14 protein-coding genes and 2 pseudogenes are annotated in these 17,608 nt (G+C 61.7%); 6 read left to right on the top strand and 10 right to left on the bottom strand.

Features of this window, described 5'->3' with window-relative positions; genetic code table 11:
• Window positions 1–329: 329 nt before the first annotated feature.
• Window positions 330–888 (top strand): annotated as a pseudogene (locus IB264_RS11340) (IS30 family transposase); the annotation flags it as partial.
• Window positions 889–1,089: 201 nt separating this feature from the next.
• Window positions 1,090–1,512 (top strand): DUF4864 domain-containing protein, encoded by a 423-nt coding sequence (locus IB264_RS11335; RefSeq protein WP_057208602.1) that lies wholly within the window; start codon window positions 1,090–1,092, stop codon window positions 1,510–1,512.
• A 13-nt stretch (window positions 1,513–1,525) separates the two neighbouring features.
• On the opposite strand, the gene tgt is transcribed toward IB264_RS11335, so the two are convergent.
• From tgt to coaD, 5 genes are all read right to left on the bottom strand, one after another.
• Window positions 1,526–2,656 (bottom strand): tRNA guanosine(34) transglycosylase Tgt, encoded by a 1,131-nt coding sequence (gene tgt / locus IB264_RS11330; protein ID WP_025427066.1) that lies wholly within the window; start codon window positions 2,654–2,656, stop codon window positions 1,526–1,528.
• A complete protein-coding gene (queA, locus tag IB264_RS11325; protein ID WP_025427067.1) occupies window positions 2,657–3,739 on the bottom strand; it encodes a tRNA preQ1(34) S-adenosylmethionine ribosyltransferase-isomerase QueA in 1,083 nt (360 codons plus the stop codon). It abuts the gene before it with no gap.
• Between the two features lie 78 nt (window positions 3,740–3,817).
• Window positions 3,818–4,327 (bottom strand): peptidylprolyl isomerase, encoded by a 510-nt coding sequence (locus IB264_RS11320; protein ID WP_025427068.1) that lies wholly within the window; start codon window positions 4,325–4,327, stop codon window positions 3,818–3,820.
• A 22-nt stretch (window positions 4,328–4,349) separates the two neighbouring features.
• On the bottom strand, window positions 4,350–4,922 hold the full coding sequence (locus IB264_RS11315; RefSeq protein WP_025427069.1) for a peptidylprolyl isomerase: 573 nt from the start codon (window positions 4,920–4,922) through the stop codon (window positions 4,350–4,352).
• 35 nt (window positions 4,923–4,957) lie between these two features.
• Window positions 4,958–5,452: a pantetheine-phosphate adenylyltransferase gene (gene coaD, locus IB264_RS11310; protein WP_025427070.1), complete on the bottom strand. Its 495-nt coding sequence runs from the start codon at window positions 5,450–5,452 to the stop codon at window positions 4,958–4,960.
• A gap of 362 nt (window positions 5,453–5,814) precedes the next feature.
• On the opposite strand from coaD, the gene IB264_RS35135 reads away from it, so the two are divergent.
• Window positions 5,815–5,943, top strand: coding sequence for a hypothetical protein (locus IB264_RS35135; RefSeq protein ID WP_256435850.1), 129 nt, complete (start codon window positions 5,815–5,817; stop codon window positions 5,941–5,943).
• Between the two features lie 122 nt (window positions 5,944–6,065).
• Here the strand turns inward: IB264_RS35135 and IB264_RS11305 are convergent, their stop codons facing one another.
• The 3 genes and pseudogenes from IB264_RS11305 to IB264_RS11295 form a co-directional block, all read right to left on the bottom strand.
• Window positions 6,066–7,463 carry an MATE family efflux transporter gene (locus tag IB264_RS11305; RefSeq protein WP_025427072.1) on the bottom strand — a complete coding sequence of 466 codons (1,398 nt, stop codon included), beginning with the start codon at window positions 7,461–7,463 and terminating at the stop codon, window positions 6,066–6,068.
• A 149-nt stretch (window positions 7,464–7,612) separates the two neighbouring features.
• Entirely contained in the window at window positions 7,613–8,905 is a 1,293-nt protein-coding gene (locus IB264_RS11300) for a TCR/Tet family MFS transporter (protein ID WP_025427073.1), read from the bottom strand.
• A 167-nt stretch (window positions 8,906–9,072) separates the two neighbouring features.
• Window positions 9,073–9,982: pseudogene (locus tag IB264_RS11295) on the bottom strand (LysR family transcriptional regulator).
• A gap of 115 nt (window positions 9,983–10,097) precedes the next feature.
• Here IB264_RS11295 and IB264_RS11290 point away from each other — a divergent pair.
• Complete coding sequence (locus IB264_RS11290; protein WP_025427074.1) at window positions 10,098–11,093, top strand: aldo/keto reductase; 996 nt, start codon at window positions 10,098–10,100, stop codon at window positions 11,091–11,093.
• Window positions 11,094–11,314: 221 nt separating this feature from the next.
• Here IB264_RS11290 and IB264_RS11285 read toward each other — a convergent pair whose 3' ends face one another.
• Window positions 11,315–12,262 carry a neutral zinc metallopeptidase gene (locus IB264_RS11285; RefSeq protein WP_025427075.1) on the bottom strand — a complete coding sequence of 316 codons (948 nt, stop codon included), beginning with the start codon at window positions 12,260–12,262 and terminating at the stop codon, window positions 11,315–11,317.
• 102 nt (window positions 12,263–12,364) lie between these two features.
• Window positions 12,365–12,595, bottom strand: a complete 231-nt coding sequence (locus tag IB264_RS11280) for a hypothetical protein (protein ID WP_025427076.1) — start codon at window positions 12,593–12,595, stop codon at window positions 12,365–12,367.
• A gap of 55 nt (window positions 12,596–12,650) precedes the next feature.
• Between IB264_RS11280 and IB264_RS11275 the strand changes: the two genes are divergently transcribed.
• Together IB264_RS11275 and carB are read left to right on the top strand one after the other, a co-directional pair.
• On the top strand, window positions 12,651–13,514 hold the full coding sequence (locus IB264_RS11275; RefSeq protein ID WP_025427077.1) for a LytTR family DNA-binding domain-containing protein: 864 nt from the start codon (window positions 12,651–12,653) through the stop codon (window positions 13,512–13,514).
• Window positions 13,515–14,035: 521 nt separating this feature from the next.
• Entirely contained in the window at window positions 14,036–17,527 is a 3,492-nt protein-coding gene (carB, locus tag IB264_RS11270; protein ID WP_025427078.1) for a carbamoyl-phosphate synthase large subunit, read from the top strand.
• The last annotated feature ends 81 nt before the right edge of the window (window positions 17,528–17,608 follow it).

Genomic DNA, 17,608 nt, shown 5'->3' with positions numbered 1-17,608 from the left:
GGACGTCGGAAGGATTTCATGAACGATCCTGCGGTCATTGCCCGGCGGCGACAGGCGCTCTCTGACCTCGATGCGGCGGAATGACCGGCTGCTTCAACTGTCCAAGCTAAAGCCGAAGGGGAGCGTCATCACCCGCCCCGCTCCTTCCTTGCAACCCGGCCCAGCCGGTCGGATCGGGGGCTGACCGGCGGAGCCAGTGTCGCATTTCTAAATGGCTGAGCATGTCGCAGCCCTATTCAGCTTTGACATCTCGTGTAGCCGGGTACATTCTAATTCGAAGTGCGACTTGCGATAGATACCAATGGGTTGTCACGCGCAAGGAATGGCTCATGAGACGCACCTACTCCCAGATCGATATGGATGAACGCCGCAAGATTGCCCGCTGGCGATCGGCTGGCATCAGCGTTGACGTAATCGCTGAGAAACTGCACGGACATCGTTCGACGATTTTCCGCGAACTCAGGCGCAATACTTTTGTTGATCCGCAGATGCCAGACCTTAGCGGCTACTATTGCGTCACCGCCAACGACATGGCGCGTGAGCGCAGAGCCAAGCTACGCAAGCTTGCTCGTTTCTCGCATCTGCCGCCAATCGGTGATCGAGCGCATCATGCATGGCTGGTCGCCGCAGCAGAACGCCGGCCGCATGCGGCTGGAGCGCGATCCAGTTTCTGTCAGCCATGAGACGATCTACAAGTACGCCTATTCCGCGGATGGGCACGCGATCAAGCTCTGGCGGCATCTGCCCGAGCACCGCGCCAGACGTCGGCCGCGGCATGCCAGGCGTCGTCATGGCAGGCGGTTCAGCCCGGATGTCAACATTCTCTACCGTCCCGACACCGTCGCCGAGCGCAAACAGTTCGGCCATTGGGAATGCGATTGGGTGCGCTCAGGTGACAATTGCGAATATCACTAAGTTATGATGTTTGAAAGATTAATTTAGAAGTTCCGTTTAAGGCATTGAATATGAACGATATTGTATATATGTGCTTGGTGTGAAGAAGCGCACGGCGCTGTCCGCGCCATTTCCAGAACGTGCAAACGACCTATGCTTTCAGGAGCAGGCAGAAACGTCTGGTGGAGATCGGTGATGATCAGGACATTTGCCATTGCCTTCGGTATCGCAGCGCAACTCGCAGGCGCGGGCCTTTGTCGGGCGGAAGAACCGGTCGATACGGCACGCTCGATCATCCAGGATCAGATCGCGGCTTTCCTCAATGACGATGCGGACGCCGCCTACTCCTTCGCTTCGCCGGCGATACGCGGCAAGTTTCCCGACAAGACGGCCTTCTTCGACATGGTCAGGCGCGGCTACCAGCCGGTCTATCGGCCCGGAAATTTTGCCTTTGGCCGCTCCAAGGTGGTGGGCGATCAGGTCATTCAGGAGGTGCTGATCTCGGCTCCCGATGGTAAGGACTGGACGGCGGTCTACCAGCTGATGAAGCAGCCCGACGGCAGCTACAAGATCAACGGCGTCATGATGCTCCAGTCGGCCCCAGGTCCGGAGATCTGAGCAGGTCTGGTCCTCAGAGTGGCGCCAGATCCCCTCGCCGCCAGGTTTCCTGGGTTTCGGCCATGAAGTCGGCAAAGCGGCCCTCTTCGATTGCCAGGCGAATGCCCGCCATCAGTTCCTGGTAATAGGCAAGGTTGTTCCAACTGAGCAGCATGCCCCCGAGTGACTCATTCGAGCGGATCAGGTGGTGCAAATAGGCGCGCGAATAGTCGCGCGTCGCCGGGCACGAGGATTGTTCGTCTAGCGGCCGCAGGTCTTCGGCATGGCGCGCATTGCGCAGGTTGATGCGGCCATGGCGGGTGAAGGCCAAACCATGTCGTCCGGAGCGGGTCGGCATGACGCAGTCGAACATGTCGATGCCGTGTGCGACCGACCTTAGGATATCGTCGGGCGTGCCGACGCCCATGAGATAGCGCGGCTTTTCGGCAGGTAGCTCGGGGCATGTGATGTCGAGCATTCTGAGCATCACCTCCTGCGGCTCGCCGACCGCAAGTCCACCGACGGCGTAGCCCTTGAGATCCAGCCCCTTCAGGGCTTCCGCCGAGCGCACGCGCAGTGCCGGAATGTCGCCGCCCTGGACGATGCCGAACATCGCCTTGCCCGGTTGGTCACCAAACGCCACCTTGCAGCGTTCCGCCCAGCGCAATGACATTTCCATTGCCCGCTCGATCTCCTTGGGCTCGGCCGGCAAAGCCACGCACTCGTCCAGCTGCATCTGGATATCGCTGCCGAGCAAGCCTTGAATTTCGATCGACCGTTCCGGCGACATGTGGAACAGCGCGCCGTCGACATGGCTCTTGAAGGTGACGCCCTGCTCGTCGAGCTTGCGCAGCCCGGCAAGCGACATCACCTGGAAGCCGCCGCTGTCGGTGAGGATCGGACCCTGCCAGCGGATGAGGTTGTGCAGACCGCCAAGCCGCGCCACGCGTTCAGCACCAGGGCGCAGCATCAGATGGTAGGTGTTGCCGAGGATGATGTCGGCGCCGAGATCCTTGACCTGATCGAGATACATCGCCTTGACCGTGCCGACGGTTCCGACTGGCATGAAGGCAGGCGTACGGATGGTGCCGCGCGGCATGGAAACCTCACCGAGGCGCGCCTTGCCGTCGGTTGCGTGCAGCTTGAACTGGAAGGTTTCGGTCATCTAGTCTTTCCGAAAAAGCAGGCTGGAATCGCCATAGGAATAGAAGCGGTAGCCGCTCTCGATCGCGTAGGTATACGCCGCGCGCATCGTCTCGAGGCCACAGAAGGCCGAAACCAGCATGAACAGCGTCGATTTCGGCAAGTGAAAATTGGTCATCAGCATGTCGACGGCGCGGAAGCGGTAGCCGGGCGTGATGAAGATGCCGGTCGGGCCTGACCAGGGATGGATGATACCGTGTTCGTCCGCCGCACTTTCGATCAGCCGTAGCGACGTCGTACCGACGCAGACCATCCGGCCGCCCCTCGCCTTGACGGCATTGAGGCGTTCGGCGGTTGCGGCATCGACCTGGCCAATCTCCAGGTGCATCACGTGGTCGTCGGTATCATCGGCCTTGACCGGCAGGAATGTCCCGGCGCCGACATGCAGGGTGACGAAATGACGTTCGATGCCGAGTTCGTTCAGCCTGGAAAACAGCCGCTCGGTGAAATGCAGGCCAGCGGTAGGGGCGGCTACGGCGCCCTCCTCACGGGCGTAGACCGTTTGGTAGTCGACGCGGTCCTGAGCATCCTCTGCGCGTTTGGAGGCGATATATGGCGGCAATGGAATGTGCCCGACGGCCATGATCGCTTCGTCGAGCAGCGGTCCGGCGAGATCGAAGCGCAGCGTCACCTCACCGGCGTCGCCCTTTTCCTCGACAGTTGCGTCGAGTGTGCCGAGCATGCAGCTGTTGCCGCCGTGGCCAAAGGCAATGCGGTCGCCGACCTTGAGGCGGCGTGCCGGCCGGGCAAACGCCTTCCAGCGATCCGGCGCGACCCGCATATGCAGGGTCAGCGAGACGGGCGTGGTAATCTCTTCGCCGCGTCGACGAATGCCTTCGAGCTGCGCCGGAATGACCTTGGTGTCGTTGAACACCAGTGCGTCGCCGGGACGCAGGAAGGACGGCAGGTCGAGCACGCCGTGATCCGTCAGGAGTTCCGGCGCCTGCGGGTCGACGACGAGCATGCGGGCGCTGTCGCGCGGATTTACGGGCCGCAACGCAATCGAGGTTTCCGGAAGGTCGAAGTCGAACAGGTCTACGCGCATGGATCGTTTCTGAAAAAAAAGCAAACCCGCCCCAGGGCCTTTCGGCGCGACCGGGGCGGGTTTGTGCATTAGCGCAAATCAGGCGTCGGCGGCAACCCGCATGGACACGATGGTGTCGGGATCACGCACCGGTTCGCCGCGCTTGATCTTGTCGATGTTGTCCATGCCTTCGATGACCTGGCCCCAGACCGAGTACTGCTTGTTCAGCCACGGAGCATCGGTGAAGCAGATGAAGAACTGCGAATTGGCCGAGTTCGGCATCTGGCTGCGCGCCATCGAGCACGTGCCACGAATGTGGCTGACGTTCGAGAATTCAGCGTTCAGGTCCGGCTTGGATGAGCCGCCCATGCCGGCACGCGACGGGTTGAAGTGCTCGCCGCCGGTCTTGCCGTACTGGACGTCGCCGGTCTGTGCCATGAAGTCCTCGATCACGCGGTGAAACACCACGCCGTCATAGGCGCCTTCGCGTGCCAGTTCCTTGATTCGGGCGACATGACCCGGAGCCACGTTCGGCATAAGCTCGATGACGACCTTGCCCTTGGTGGTCTCCATGATGATCGTGTTTTCCGGATCTTTGATCTCGGCCATGGGTTTTCTCCTTCTGTTGACTTTACTTGCCGACCTTGACGCTGATCATGCGGTCGGGATCGGCGACGGAGCCGTTGTTGGCGTCGTCACCGAGTTTGATCTTATCGACGTTCTCCATGCCGGAGACGACCTTGCCGACGACCGTGTACTGGCCGTTGAGGAAGTCGCCCGGGGCAAACATGATGAAGAACTGCGAATTGGCGCTGTTGGGATCCTGCGAACGGGCCATGCCGACCGTGCCGCGCTCGAACGGTACGTCGGAAAATTCGGCCGGCAGGTCCGGCTTGGACGAACCGCCCGTGCCCGCAGCCTGGGGCTGGAAGCCGTTTTCCATGTCGCCGTACTGGACGTCGCCTGTCTGGGCCATGAAGCCCTTGATGACGCGGTGGAAGGCGACGTTGTCGTATTCGCCGGCTGTTGCAAGCGCCTTGATCTGCTCGACGTGCTTCGGCGCGATATCAGGGCGAAGCTCGACGACAACAGGGCCATCCTTCAGCGTGATTGTGAGGAAGTTGTCGGCCGACTGCGCAAGCGCCGTTCCCGTCCAGGACGCAAGCGTGACGGCACCGGCGAAAGCGAGGTGGAGGATTTTCATGGTTTCTCCCTGAGTGGTGAATGGAGTGTGGCGGCTCAGGCCTTGCGTTTGGCCTGCAGCGCCGCGTGAACAGCCTTGGGCACGAAGGCACTGACGTCGCCGCCCATGGCCGCGATCTGGCGGACCAATGTGGCTGTAATGGGCCGCGATGCCGTGCCAGCCGGCAAAAACAAGGTCTGGACATCCGGCGCCATCTGCCGGTTCATGCCAGCCATCTGCATCTCGTAATCGAGGTCAGTGCCATCGCGCAAGCCGCGCACAAGCAGCTTTGCGCCGCTTTGCCGCGCAGCGTCGACCACGAGATTGTCGAAGGAGACGACGTCGATGTCGGCGGCACGCTCGGGCAGAAACTCGAGCAGCGACTGGCGAATGAGGTCCGAGCGCTCGTCGAACGAGAAAAGCGGCGCCTTGCCCGGATGGATGCCAATTGCCACGATGACTTTGCGCGCCACGTTCAGCGCCTGAACAAGTACGTCGAGATGCCCGTTCGTCATCGGATCGAAGGAGCCGGGGTAGAATGCCGTCGTCATCGCACCTGTTTCCGTTTGGTGAAGCCTTTTGTCATGGACGGCGACAGATCGCAAGAGTTGTGCAGGAGCGCGGGCCTGTTCCCTGGGAAACAGTGGCACCAAAGAAATGAATGCTAGATGAATGCCATGTTCAAGAGTGTTTCACGTTGCAATCGGTAATGTGAAGCAAGAAAGAACGGAACCTTTTTGAAGATACTGCCGTTTAGGAACCTGAAAGGATGACGGCTATGGGACTTGCTCTGTTTTCGATGACGATGTTTTTCGCAATGATATTTGCGACGATACATGCACTCCGCGACGAGTCCCGTGAGCAACGTGACCGTTCAAGCAACCGTAAGATCTTCGGCTAAAGGTATCATGTCATGGCGACAGTCTTCATGACCGCCGCGGCGGTAATCAGTTTCGTCTTTCTCGTCGATTTTGCCTGCACGATACGCGACCTCCAGCGCGATCGACTGGGCTCCAATGAGACCGGCGGGTTCAACGTTTAGAGACCTTGAGAAACTTCCTCCAGGAGTTTCGGAATAAGCGACCGACATTCTCCCCTGATGTGGTCGCCTTTTGTAAGCCGGACGGCATCCCCTGCCCGTCCGGCTTTTTCTTTGGTCGATGCTTAAGCCGCCGTCACCTTGTGGTCGCGGATCATCCGGAAGAACCGCCAGTTCAGGAACAATGCTGCAGCGGCAAGTCCCAGCACGAAGCCGAACCACACGCCGATGCCGCCGAACTTGAGCGGGAACGCGAAGGCCCAGGCGCAAAGGAACCCGATCGGCCAATAGGAGATCATCGCCAGGATCATCGGCACCTTTGTGTCCTTGAGCCCGCGAAGCATGCCGGCGGCGATTGCCTGCAATCCGTCCACCAGCTGGAACGCGCCGGCGATCACGATGAGCGGAGCGGCAAAGGCGAGCACTTGCGCGGCATCCGGCCGGTTGGTGTCAAGATAAAGGGCGGCGAGCTGGCTCGGGAAGAGAGCGAAGATGGCGCTGCCAATGATCGCAAAGATGGCTCCGAGCACCAGTGCCGAGATCGCGGCACGCCGGACGCCGAGCATGTCGCCACGGCCGTAGGCAAGGCCGACGCGCACGGTTGCCGCCTGCGCAATTCCGAGCGGGATCATGAAGGCGAGCGAGGCGAACTGCAGCGCGATGCCGTGTGCGGCAAGCTCGATCGTGCCGATGGTTCCCATCAGCAACGAGGCGACGGTGAACAGGCTGACTTCGGCAAGAATGGTCAGCGAGATCGGTATGCCGAGATAGACGACTTCCCTGAAGGCGGGCCAATCCGGGCGCCAGAAACGCACGAACAGCTCATACTGGTTCAGTTCCGGTTTGCTCTTGATATAGGCGATGGTCAGCACCGTGCCGAGCACGGCCACGCCAAGGGCGGCGACGGCCGCGCCGAAGATGCCCAGCTGCGGAAAGCCGTAGTGGCCGTAGATCAGCACGTAGCAAAGCGCTGCATTGAGAACCAGCGTTGCCAGTGTGACATAGAGAATGATCCCCGCCCGCTCCAGACCGCTCAGGAACGCCCGCAGCACCATGAAGATGAGGCCGGGAAAGATCGCCCATTGCGCAATGTGCAGATACTCGGCCGCGAGTGCCGCGACCTCCGGCTGCTGGCCGGCAAGCAGCAGGATCGGTTCCGCCAGCCAGAGCACCGGCGCCGTCAGCACGCCATAGCACAGCACCACCCAGAGACCCATGCGCACGGAGCGACGCACGGAGACCTTGTCGCCCCTGCCCTGGGCTTGCGCGGCCATCGGTACGACCGCGTTGGCGAAGCCGCTGCCGAAGATGTAGATGGTAAAGTACATCTGCGTCGCCAGGATGATTGCCGCAAGCTGCGTTGCGCCAAGCTTGCCCACCATCAAGACGTCGGTTGTGTTGATCGCAAGCTGCGCCAGCTGTGCGCCGATGAAGGGCACCCCGAGATAGAGGCTTGCACGATAATGAGTGCGCCATGAATTGTCGGTTTGCACCGGGGTCGGGCTCGCAGTGGCGGTCAGCATGACGGATTCCTGGATGTCGACGCGGCCGAAATGCGGCAGGTCAGAACGAAGGCAAGGATGACCGAAATAGATCACGGCCGGCAAAAGAACCAGTAACAAAGCTCCGACTGCTCAATTTTTCATCCAAAGATCACGAATATTGATCAATTTCAGTGCATGGCACTGCGATCGGAGTAGCGCGGTTCGGCCATGGACACTGCGGGCTCGATATGTTCAGCCGCGACCGCGAGCCGTTTTGGTGCCTTGAGCCAGAACACCGCGAGCGCACCGACGACGAAGCAACTGGCGAGTGCATAGGGGGCGCCTGAGAAGGAGACCGTGGTCGTCGGGCTCGTGAAGTAGCCGAAGATCTGGGTGAAGATCAGCGGGCCGATGATCGTCGTGATGCTGCCGATACTGGTGAGCGCCCCTTGCAACTCTCCCTGCGCCGACGGCGGCACATGGCCGGCGGCGATGCTGCGCAGCGGCGGATCGGCGAGGCTTTCGAGCGCGGTGGCGATAATCACGGCATAGATCATCCAGCCCTGCCAGGCAGCAGCGTAGCCCGCGGCACCGAGTGCCGTGAAAATCAGGCCGAGGACGGCCGTCCGCCACTCGCCAAGCCGCGGCACGACGCGCGGCAGTACGAACGCCATCACCATGGCACCGCCGATGCCGAAGATGCCGAGCGACAGGCCGATTTCCCCCTCGCTCCAGCCGTACCGGTAAGACGATACGAACGACCAGACGGACGGATAAACCGAATGCGCCATCCAGAACAGGAAGAACACCAGCCCGACCCAGCCGATGCCGGGATAGTTGCGCATCTGCCTGAGCGCGCCGAGTGGATTGGCGCGCCGCCATTCGAAGCGGCGACGATGCGCCTTGTCCAATGTCTCCGGCAGCAGAAAAACGCCGAGCAGGAAGTTGATGAAGGAAAGTGCCGCGGCACCATAGAACGGCACACGCGGACCCAGTTCGCCAAGCAGCCCGCCAATGACCGGCCCCAGTGCAAAGCCGGATCCGAACGCGATTCCGATCAGGCCGAAATTCTTCGCCCGGTTTCCGTCATGGCTGATGTCGGCGATATAGGCCGAAGCGGTGCCGAAGCTGGCGCCGCTGATGCCGGCGAGCACACGGCCGACGAAGAGCATCCAGTAGCTGGTCGCGAGAGCGCAGATCAGATTGTCGATGGCGAAGGTGAGCACGGAGGCAAGCAGGATCGGCCGGCGTCCGAAACGGTCGCTGAGGTTGCCGATGAGGGGCGCGAACAGGAACTGCATCGCGGCATAGACGAGCAGCAGCCAGCCGCCGTCGATCGCCGCGTCGCTGACATTGGCGCCGGTCAGCTCCTCCAGATAGGTGGGCAGCACCGGCACGATGATGGCGATGCCGATGATGTCGAGAAGCAGGATGAGAAAGACGAGGAACAGGCCGCGCCGCACGAACTTTTCGTCGAGCATGAAACTCTCCCTGCGCCATCCGTCGCCAGCGCGGAGACAGAACGTGAACGACGTTACCAATTTAGGTGTAACGCATGATTTTAGTCGAAACAATACGTGAACATCTCAAAGTTTTTTATGAGAACAATCGCGTTTGTTGATCCATTGCTCCCCAAAATGGCCGCCATTCAGCGCACCCCTGACCGTTGCTCGGCCTTGAGAAAGTCGACGAAGGCTCGAAGCGGCGCCGGCATGTGGCGGCGGCTGGCATAGTAGAGAAACGGCCCTGGAAAGGGCGTCACCCATTCGTCGAGGATCGTCACGACGGCGCCGGATTTGAGATGCGGCGCCAGGAACTCCTCGAACGTCCGGATGACGCCGAGACCTTCGACTACAGCGGCAATTTCAAGATCGACCGAGTTCGCGATGACGACAGTCGGAGGGGCGATCGAGATTGCTGCGTCTCCGTCACCGAACTCCCAGGCTAGGCTGACGCCGCTTGCGAAGCGATGCCGGATGCAGGCATGCTCCAGAAGATCGTGCGGGTGTTGCGGCAAGGCCGTGTCGCGCGAGATAGTCCGGCGACGCGGCAGTGATGTAGCGTTGCTGCCGCGGTCCGATCGGAATGGCGATCATGTCGCGCTCGACCCGCTCTTCGTAGCGGATGCCGGCGTCGAAGCCGGCGGCAAGGACGTCGATGAAGCCGTCGTCTGCCGTCACCTCCAGCGAAATGGCAGGATTTACCTTCAGAAAGCGCCCAATGATCGAGGGCAGGATCACGCGCGCGACGACCGTGGGCACGTTCAGTTTCAGGGTTCCTGCGGGACTGTCGCGCAATTCGCTCACCTGGTCGAGCGCGCCGGCAATCTCCCCGAGTGCCGGCTGCAGGCGCTCGAGTAGCCGCATGCCGGCTTCCGTCGGTGTTACACTGCGGGTCGTGCGGTTGAGGAGCCGCACATCGAGTTTGGCTTCGAGCCGCCGCAGCGCTTCGCTCAGCGACGAAGCGGAAACGCCCCGCTTCTCGGCGGCAGCGCGAAAGCTGCGCTCGCGCGCAACGGCGGTGAAGGCATCGAGGTCGGCGAGAGGAAGATCGTTCATTGTGCGAAATGCCGTACGGCTTGTTCTGACTGTACGGGATTATCGCACGATAGGACCGGGCGTAACAATGGGGACGAAGAAGGGCGCAAAGGCGCGCCGCCGAAGGAGAACGAGAATGGATCAGGTTTCGCTCGGAAAAGTCGGCCCTATGGTTTCCAACATCGGCCTTGGCTGCATGGGCATGTCGGGCATGTATGGCCCGTCGGATCGTACGGAAAGCATCGCCACGTTCCATGCGGCGCTCGATGCGGGAATTACGCTCATCGATACCGGCGACTTCTATGGCATGGGCCACAACGAGATGCTGATTGGCGAAGCGCTCAAGGGCCAGGACCGCGATCGGGTCGTTCTCAGCGTGAAGTTCGGTGCCTTGAGAGACGCTGGTGGCAGTTGGGTGGGCTATGATTGCCGACCGAAGGCGGTGCGCAACTTTCTCGCCTATACCCTGCAGCGGTTGGGCGTCGACCATATCGACATCTACCGCCCTGCCCGTCTCGACCCGGACGTGCCGATCGAAGAAACAGTGGGCGCAATCGCTGATCTGGTGCAGGCAGGTTATGTCAGGCATATCGGGCTTTCGGAAGTCGGATCCGAGACCATCCGAAGGGCAGCGGCCGTCCATCCCATCGCGGATCTGCAGATCGAATATTCGCTGATCTCGCGCGGCATCGAGGACGATATCCTGCCCACGTGCCGTGCGCTCGGTATCGGCATTACCGCCTATGGCGTGCTGTCGCGCGGCCTGATCAGCGGCCATTGGCAGAAGGATGCGGTCGCACGTGGCGACTTCCGCGCGGCCAGCCCACGTTTTCAGGCGGGCAATGTCGACACAAATCTGGCCCTTGTCGACGCGCTGAAGCGCGTGGCGGATGCGAAGGGCGCCACCGTGGCACAGATTGCGATCGCCTGGGTCGCAGCCCAAGGCAAGGATATCGTGCCGCTCATCGGTGCACGTCGTCGCGACCGGCTGGCCGAAGCGCTGGCATCGCAAGCGGTACATCTGACACCGGAAGATCTGGCCGCGATCGAGCGGGCGGTGCCGAGGGATGCGGCCGCAGGCGCGCGCTATCCCGAGGCGCAGCTCGCCCATATGGACAGCGAGCGCCATTAGAGCATTTCCAGGAAAAGTGCGAAGCGGTTTTCCGTCAGGAAATGCGTGAAAACATGCAGCAATTCAAAGTGCTACAGCGATCTTTGCGCGTCGAATAAGACGCGCAGCGCTGTAGAGTGTTCTCTGCAACTTTGTCTAACCCAGAGCGCTCTAATCCCGGGTAACGAAAGGGGCCGACAGTTCTCGCCGGCCCCTTTGCTTTTTCCCTGGACGGTCTGGAATCAGACCTGGCCGGAGAAGGTGTCGCAGGCCGCCATCTTGCCGCTGTCGAAGCCGCGCTTGAACCAGCGCATGCGCTGCTCCGATGTGCCGTGGTTGAAGCTTTCCGGGACGACGTAGCCCTGCATGCGTTTCTGCAGCGTGTCGTCGCCGATCTGGGTGGCGGCGTTCAGCGCCTCTTCCAGATCGCCCTGCTCCAACAGGCCCTTCTGCTGGGTATACTTGCCCCAGACGCCGGCGAAGCAATCAGCCTGCAGTTCGACGCGAACCGACATCTGGTTGGCTTCGGCTTCACCCATCGACTGGCGCATCTGGTTGAACTTCGGCAGCACGCCGATCAGGTTCTGAACATGGTGGCCAACTTCATGCGCAACGACATAGGCCTGCGCGAAGTCGCCAGATGCGCCGAACTTCTGCTCAAGCTCGTCGAAGAAACCCATGTCGAGATAGACCTTGCGGTCACCAGGGCAGTAGAACGGGCCGGACGCTGCCGAGGCAAAGCCGCAGGCGGAGCGCACGGAGCCGCTGAACAGCACCATCTTCGGCTCTTGATATTGTTCGCCGCTCGCCTGGAAGATGCCGTTCCAGGTGTCTTCGGTTTCGGCCAGCACCGTCGACATGAAGGCTTTCATCTCTTCTTCCTGCGCCGATCCGCGGGGTACCGGCGAGCCATCGCTCTGCTCGAAGCCCGGCTGCGCGACCGGACCGCCGCCGCCGTTCAGCACCTGCAGCATGTCGATGCCCAAGGCCTTCAGGATGAAATAGAGCACGACCAGAAAGATGATGGTGCCGAAGCTCATGCCGCCGCCGGCGCCACGCATGCCTCCGCCACCGCCGGGCATGCGGAAGCCACCACCGCGGCCGAATGGATTACCGCCCAGACCGCCGCCGGGGCTCGCCCCGCGCTGGTCCTCAACGTTTCCGGATTGGCGGCGGCCTTTCCATTCCATGATCTGTCCTCCCGGCATGGATCGATACGCAATATCGGTCAGACCTTTTATATGCCGGGCCGAATGCCGTTGTAAAACGCAATCAGGCCCGTAAGGTTGCGATCAAGCTAATCTTTTCGAGGACTTGCGGCGACCGAAGAGACGACCCTGTCGGATCGACAGGACGGCTGCGGAAATGAGCAGCGCAGCCAGCAGAGCCGCCATCACCGCCGACTGCCAGATCGAAAGCTCGGAGAACAGGCTCGCATGCAGCAGCCTTCCGGGCAGCAGTGTGAAGAGGCCGGCAACGACAATGCCGCCGAGATACATGCCAGCCACATGCCCGCGATGCATGCGGCAGGCTCCGGGCTGCGCTCAAACGCTTTGACTGGAACGGACGGAAAACTTCGTGAAACGCCCATTTCTGCAATCCACGCTTCGTGAGCTGCATCTTGTCGTCAAGGCGCCACGCCTCTGGGCAACCTTTGCTGCAGTCGTGCTGATCTTTTGGGTCACGGGGCCCTATGGCACTGCCGAACGCCTGGCTGTCGTGCCGCGGCTCGGGTTCTGGCTCGTGCTGCACGCCGTCACCTGGGCGATCGCAATCGTTTCGGCCGTGCTTGCCAATGGCCTGCTGCGCGAAAAGGTTGCCTCCGGTTTCGTTCGCATGATGATCGGTGCAGCCGTTGCCAGCATACCGATCGGCCTCGTGACCACCGCGATCGGCTCGGCGACCTTTTCGGCCATTCCAACAGTCGCTGACGTCATGACGGACATCGCGACCGGCCTGTTCCTGTCGCTCTTGTTCTGCACCTTGACCTGGATGACGATGAACACTGAATTCGCCTTGGAGCTGAATGACGCCGGCACCACCGCAATCGCGTCCGACGAGGCCGGGCAACAGACGTCCCGCAACCCGGCTCTTCTCAAGGAGACGGGCCGGGTACCGCTGCTTCTGCGCCTGAAACCCGCCAATCGCGGCCTGCCGCTGCACGTGACGGTTAGCGATCACTACACGGAAGTGACGACCACTCTCGGCCGTGAACTCGTCCTGTTGCGCTTCGCCGATGCGCTCGGTGAACTCGGCCCGGTGGCGGGCCTGCAGGTCCATCGTTCCCATTGGGTGGCGGACGCGCATGTTGCACGCCTCGTCCGTGATAACGGTCGCATGACGATCCTGCTTTGCGATGGAACCGAAGTGCCGGTGAGCCGCACCTATGCTGCGGCCGTGCGGCAGCGCTGGGGTTATCGCCTTCCTCGATCGCGTCCTTGACCGTCCCGCTTTGACAATCCTATTGGCACCAGGGAAATTGTGGAGGGAGGCATGGTCATGAAGGCGTTGCGGCTCGAGGCGATTGACGACCTGTTCCTGGGTGAAGTGAACTTCCTGCGTAAGGTGGACGCCTGCTCCCGGCCCTGGTGACCTGCTGGTGCGCGTCGAGGCGTGTGGCACCGACAGGCACCTCTTGCACGGAGGATCGCGCGGCACGTTTCGCTCGATGAAGCCGCCAGCGTGATTGCCCATCCGCCTGCTGCCGGCGAGGTCGAGGTTCTGGTGGTACCGGGCGTGATTTGACGGCCCGCATGCGGCTTTGGGACCGCCGTCCGACACGTTGCAAAAGCCCATGCCGAAATATGTCGGCTTTCCTGTCGATTCCGGAATTTTCGGGGTTTCGCTTGCAGATACATTTGCCTATAAGCCGCTTCTAGCCTGAAAAGACCATCAATGCGTGCCCGGCCGGTGACCTCCCACTTTGGCCGGTTTTTCGCGCAGCTAGAAACGGATGACCGACCATGCCGAAGCGCCAAGATATCAAATCGATCCTCATCATCGGCGCGGGGCCGATCGTCATCGGTCAGGCATGCGAATTCGACTATTCCGGCACCCAGGCCTGCAAGGCGCTGAAGGAGGAAGGCTACCGCGTCATCCTCGTCAACTCCAACCCGGCAACGATCATGACCGACCCGGGTCTGGCGGACGCAACATACGTCGAGCCGATCACCCCGGAAGTCGTTGCCAAGATCATTGCCAAGGAGCGCCCAGACGCACTGCTGCCGACCATGGGCGGCCAGACCGCGCTCAACACCGCGCTGTCGCTGCGCCGCATGGGCGTTCTCGACCGCTACAATGTCGAGATGATCGGCGCCAAGCCGGACGCGATCGACAAGGCAGAAGACCGCGCGCTCTTCCGCGAGGCGATGGCCAAGATCGGCCTGGAGACGCCGAAGTCGCGCCTGGCGAACGCCACCGACATCAAGGACCACGACCGCAAGGTGCATGAGGCCGAACGCGCCGAACTGAAGGGCCGCCTTTCCGGGCCGGAACTCGACACGGCGCTCGACGAACTGGAAAACCAGTGGAACCTCGGCGAAGGCGATCGCAAGCAGCGCTACATGAACCATGCGATGGCCATCGCCGCGCAGGCGCTCGACGATGTCGGCCTGCCGGCGATCATCCGCCCGTCGTTCACACTCGGCGGCACCGGCGGCGGCATCGCCTATAACCGCACCGAATTCTTCGACATCGTCGGCAGCGGCCTCGACGCATCGCCGACCACCGAAGTGCTGATCGAAGAATCGGTTCTCGGCTGGAAGGAATACGAGATGGAAGTCGTCCGCGACACGGCGGACAACTGCATCATCATCTGCTCGATCGAAAACATCGACCCGATGGGCGTGCACACCGGCGATTCGATCACCGTTGCTCCGGCGCTGACGCTGACGGACAAGGAATACCAGATCATGCGCAACGCCTCGATCGCGGTGCTGCGCGAGATCGGCGTCGAGACCGGGGGCTCGAATGTGCAGTTCGCCGTCAACCCCAAGGATGGTCGTCTCGTCGTCATCGAGATGAACCCGCGCGTTTCGCGCTCCTCGGCTCTCGCTTCCAAGGCAACCGGCTTCCCGATCGCCAAGATCGCGGCCAAGCTCGCCATCGGCTACACGCTCGACGAACTCGAGAACGACATCACCGGCGGCGCGACGCCGGCATCCTTCGAGCCGTCGATCGACTACGTCGTCACCAAGATCCCGCGCTTTGCCTTCGAGAAATTCCCAGGCGCCTCGCCGGTCCTGACCACTGCGATGAAGTCGGTCGGTGAAGTCATGGCGATCGGCCGTACCTTTGCCGAATCGCTGCAGAAAGCGCTGCGTGGCCTTGAGACCGGGCTCACCGGTCTCGATGAAATCGAAATCCCTGACATGGACGAGAACGGCGATGGCCGTAACGCTATCCGTGCCGCGATCGGTACGCCGACGCCGGACCGTCTGCGCATGGTTGCCCAGGCGCTGCGTCTCGGCATGAGCGAGGCCGAAGTTCACGAGGCAAGCAAGATCGACCCGTGGTTCATCGCCCAGTTCAAGGCGATCGTCGACATGGAAGCGCGCGTCCGCGAGCACGGCCTGCCTCAGGATGCTGAGAACCTGCGCATGCTGAAGGCCATGGGCTTCTCCGATGCCCGGCTGGCAACGCTCGGCGGCAAGCGCCCGAAGGAAGTGGCAGAACTTCGAAACGCGCTCAACGTCCGCCCGGTCTATAAGCGCATCGACACCTGCGCCGCCGAATTCGCCTCGCCGACCGCCTACATGTACTCGACCTACGAGACGCCTTTCGTTGGTGCGGCCCGCTCTGAGGCTGATGTCTCCGACCGCAAGAAGGTCGTCATCCTCGGCGGTGGTCCGAACCGGATCGGCCAGGGCATCGAGTTCGACTATTGCTGCTGCCATGCCGCCTTCGCTTTGAAGGACGCTGGCTATGAAGCGATCATGATCAACTGCAACCCCGAGACCGTTTCGACCGACTACGACACGTCGGACCGGCTCTACTTCGAGTCGCTGACCGCTGAAGACGTGATCGAGATCATGCGCGCCGAGCAGGAAAAGGGCGAACTGGTCGGCGTCATCGTGCAGTTCGGCGGCCAGACGCCGCTGAAGCTGGCGGAAGCACTGGAAAAGAACGGCATCCCGATCCTCGGCACCGCACCCGACATGATCGACCTTGCCGAAGACCGCGACCGCTTCCAGAAGCTGCTGATGAAGCTCGATCTCAACCAGCCGAACAACGGCATCGCCTATTCGGTCGAACAGGCACGCCTCGTTGCCGCCGAAATCGGCTTCCCGCTGGTCGTGCGTCCGTCCTACGTTCTCGGTGGCCGGGCCATGCAGATCATCCATTCGGAAAGCATGCTGCAGACATATCTGCTCGATACAGTTCCGGGCCTCGTTCCGGAAGACATCAAGCAGCGTTACCCGAACGACAAGACCGGCCAGATCAACACGCTTCTCGGCAAGAACCCGCTGCTGTTCGACAGCTACCTGAGCAACGCCACGGAAGTCGACGTCGACTGCCTCTGTGACGGCAAGGATGTGTTCGTCTCGGGTATCATGGAGCACATCGAGGAGGCCGGCATTCACTCCGGCGACAGTGCCTGCTCGCTGCCGGTTCACACGCTCGACAACGCGATGGTCGACGAGCTGGAACGCCAGACGACGGCGCTGGCCAAAGCACTCAATGTCGGTGGTCTGATGAACGTCCAGTTCGCAATCAAGGACGGCACGATCTACGTGCTCGAAGTCAACCCGCGCGCCTCGCGCACCGTGCCCTTCGTCGCCAAGACCATCGGTGCGCCGATCGCCAAGATCGCTGCCCGCGTGATGGCCGGTGAAGCGCTGGATGTGGCGATCGCCGCCTACGGCGAAAAGCCCGACCCGCGCAACCTGAAGCACATCGCCGTCAAGGAAGCCGTGTTCCCGTTCGCCCGCTTCCCCGGTGTCGACACGCTGCTCGGCCCGGAAATGCGCTCGACTGGCGAAGTCATCGGCCTTGATACCGACTACGCGCTTGCTTTTGCCAAGTCGCAGCTCGGTGCCGGCGTCGATCTGCCGCGCGACGGAACGGTGTTCGTATCCGTCCGCGACGAAGACAAAACCCGCGTCCTACCGGCGATCCGCATTCTCGTCGACATCGGCTTCAAGGTGATGGCGACCGGCGGCACCGCCCGCTTCCTCGGTGAAAACGGCATTGCCGCCGTCAAGGTCAACAAGGTCCAGGAAGGTCGTCCGCATGTCGAGGACGCGATCCGCAACCGGCAGGTCCAGCTTGTCATCAACACGACGGATGGCAACAAAGCGATCTCGGATTCCAAGTCGCTTCGCCGCGCGACATTGATGCAGAAGGTGCCCTACTACACCACCATGGCAGGTGCAGAGGCGGCAGCGCGCGCGATCAAGGCGCTCAAGGCCGGCAACCTCGAGGTTCGCCCGCTCCAGAGCTACTTCAAGGCCTGATCGAACGACGGCTGCGCGCATCTTTGGGTGCGCGCAGTTGGGCCGCTGACGAGCGGCGGCTCGATGCTCAGCCGAAATCGC

This window comes from Ensifer sp. ENS11, from assembly GCF_014851895.1.
GTDB classification, from domain to species: Bacteria; Pseudomonadota; Alphaproteobacteria; order Rhizobiales; family Rhizobiaceae; genus Ensifer; species Ensifer canadensis.
Note: the sequence above shows the minus strand (reverse complement) of the source record. Positions and strands in the feature narration are given on the sequence as shown.